Below are 2,800 nucleotides of genomic sequence, written 5' to 3'. Positions count from 1 at the left end.
TCCAATTAATCTTAAACCCTAATGGGGATTGAAACGATCTTGACGCGATTATCTTTTCGTGTTACCATAGGCTCCAATTAATCTTAAACCCTAATAGGGATTGAAACAATGTCATGACCGAGGCTCGCTTAAGAGAATTTTTGTTCCAATTAATCTTAAACCCTACTAGGGATTGAAACTTTGGGGAGAATCCACTACTTTCCCTCGCTATTAATGTTCCAATTAATCTTAAACTCTACTAGGGATTGAAACAATATGCTTATTGTTCCTCACTCTATTGTTATTCCAATTAATGTTAATCCCTATTAGGGATTGAAACACCCTAAAGATTCAACGGCATTAGAAGCGATTATCGCGCCAATTCAGACTTGAATTGGCGTTTTTGTTCAGAATTTAAGTGATTAGGGGCTGACCTAACTAGGGCTTGCTGAATAATGGTAAAACCCTTTTAAAATAAGGCTTTTGACCTGTTAAAATCCGATGTTCATGCTGCGAAAATCGGATTGGGACCCTCAAAAACCTTGCATTATCCTTCTTGTAGTATATAAGTTGGTACGAAAAAAGAGGGCAACAAAGCCTGAAACGACCGACTACTGACGACCGACGACCGGCTACTGACTCCTAACCCCACCAACAAACTTTTTGCCGCAAACCCTATCTAAAAATCAAACTCGTCTAACCCCGGTTGTGGGGGAGGAAAGCGACTGCGAGGAGATTTTTTCGACTTTCTCAAAAAAGCGGGGATAAATGCGGCCATAAAAAATCCAATTCCCAAAGAAAAAGCCAATAAAACACCGATAGGTACTTTAATTGACTCAAATTGTAGAAACTTTAAAGAAACTGGTTGGATATTTTGAATAGCAAAAACTGCCATGGTCATAATCCAGCCGCCGACAATAGCACTAGCTAAAAAATTACTAATTGTATTCATGCTTGTCCTCGCCATGTTTGTGGGAGATTTTTTCAGGTTTTGTAGGCTAATTTCGCAGTTAGCTCCCTATTAATACCATTTTTCTTTATTCGTGGCCCTCCTATCCATTAGTCGCATCTTTCTTAACATAAAATTTGACAAAAAGAGAAAAGTGTGCAAGATTGCTCAAGGGGGTTCTATGGGGAAAATAATTTGATCAGATAGTTTCCAAGTCTGGCTGATATCATGTTACCTTCCCAGTCCTAACCAAATAGTTTTAACACTAGGTTCACCGTCGCCTTTTCTACCTAAAAAAACCCCAAGAGAAGCAATCATTCTCACCGCTGAAGGTTGAAAATAGGGTGAATTCCCAAAATCAGATGTGGCACTGGCGGCGGCTAGATTTGCCGAGGAATGTCGTACACTTGTACTAAGTTGGCTGGCCAAGTTTTCCACGATACTGATTAACCTTTTCTTTCTTCTCGTGTCCCCTAGGTCTGCATACTGCAATTCTTGGGCTGCTCATTTCTCCATTTTTTTGCTCACCTCCACCTTGATTCCTTCTTTCTTTTAAAACTATACCTATCAATCGGTTCCCCTTTTTTTAAGTTTCTTCTCTTTTTGTTAAGAAAGCTCCGACTAACTGATTACTGATCACTGAAAAATCTCTTGTCTCTTAATCAAATTCTGCTTTTAAATCCCGACGCATCAATTCATAAACGGCAACTTGGGGAGAAATTTCCCCGCGCAAAAGACGATCAACTTGGCAGGTAATCGGTACATATAAATTTTTTTCTTGGGCAATTCTCATCAAAACTTCTGTGGTATTTATTCCCTCGGCAGTTCCCTCTAACTTTGCTAAAATCTCAGGCAAAGATAAACCTAAAGCTAATTGATAACCCACTTGATAATTGCGAGATAAAGGACTATTACAGGTGGCTAATAAATCCCCTAAACCCGATAAACCGAAGAAAGTTTCTTGACAACCTCCTAGACAAGTTCCCACCCGAACTATTTCCGGTAAAGCGCGAGTTAACAGGGCAGATTTGGCATTAGTACCTAACTGTAAACCATCGCAAACCCCAGAAGCGATCGCCATGACATTTTTGAGAGTGCCACCTAACTCAGTCCCCAAGGGATCGCTATTAAGATAAACCCGAAAAGATTCCCCAGATAATAATTTTTGTAACAATATTGCTGCTTTTTGCAGATAACTTGCTACCACCGTGGCAGCGGGTAAACCTTGATTAATTTCTTTAGCTAAATTGGGACCGGAAAGAACCACAAGGGGATTAGCGGGAAAAGCTTGATTCCACAGATGAAAAGGGGTACGAGTGGTGATTGGCTCTAATCCTTTAGTAGCGGTGACGATAATTATGCGAGAATTTAATTGTAATTGCTGTAATTTTTCGATCGTTGGAACAACTCCTTTAATCGAAACTGCTGAAATAATTACCTCAGTATCTGCTATAATAGCCCCCAAATCTTCCCCAGTATGACGCGACCAAACCCTAACAGCTAAGTGATTAAGTCTAGCCAAATTAGCGAGAGTTTGTCCCCAAATTCCCCCACCTATCACCGTAATTTTCTTGGCATTTTCTAACAACTTTTATTCTCCTCCTTATTAGTGATCCCTGATCAGTGACTGGTTAGAAATGATTCGATTTGAAGGTTATGAGTCTTAAATGAAATTATTCACCGATTACTGATAAGTAGGTAGGTGTTAAAAGTTGTCAGACACCCCCCTTATCAAGGGGGGATTAAGGGGGGATCGGCACCCCCCTTATCAAGGCGGGATTAAGGGGGGATCGGCACCCCCCTTATCAAGGCGGGATTAAGGGGGGATCGGCACCCCCCTTATCAAGGCGGGATTAAGGGGGGATCGGCACC

General features: G+C 41.0%; 2 protein-coding genes and 2 pseudogenes. All 4 read right to left on the bottom strand.

The features are described 5' to 3' along the window. Positions 1-658 precede the first annotated feature (658 nt). Positions 659-931, bottom strand: coding sequence for a lipopolysaccharide assembly protein LapA domain-containing protein (locus PX481_RS14460; RefSeq protein ID WP_002788612.1), 273 nt, complete (start codon positions 929-931; stop codon positions 659-661). 228 nt (positions 932-1,159) lie between these two features. Then, positions 1,160-1,252, bottom strand: a pseudogene (locus tag PX481_RS14455) (IS4 family transposase); the annotation flags it as partial. Further along, a pseudogene (locus PX481_RS14450) lies at positions 1,250-1,420 on the bottom strand (transposase DNA-binding-containing protein); the annotation flags it as partial. The pseudogenes PX481_RS14450 and PX481_RS14455, both read right to left, overlap by 3 nt. Before the next feature lie 166 nt (positions 1,421-1,586). Then, positions 1,587-2,516: an NAD(P)H-dependent glycerol-3-phosphate dehydrogenase gene (locus PX481_RS14445; protein ID WP_012266085.1), complete on the bottom strand. Its 930-nt coding sequence runs from the start codon at positions 2,514-2,516 to the stop codon at positions 1,587-1,589. Positions 2,517-2,800: the final 284 nt, after the last annotated feature.

This window comes from Microcystis sp. M53603_WE2, assembly GCF_030065435.1.
Note: the sequence above shows the minus strand (reverse complement) of the source record. Positions and strands in the feature narration are given on the sequence as shown.

Coding starts and splice junctions, on each gene's coding strand:
- PX481_RS14460 (WP_002788612.1), bottom strand. CDS start 931: ATGAATACAATTAGTAATTTTTTAGCTAGTGCTATTGTCGGCGGCTGG.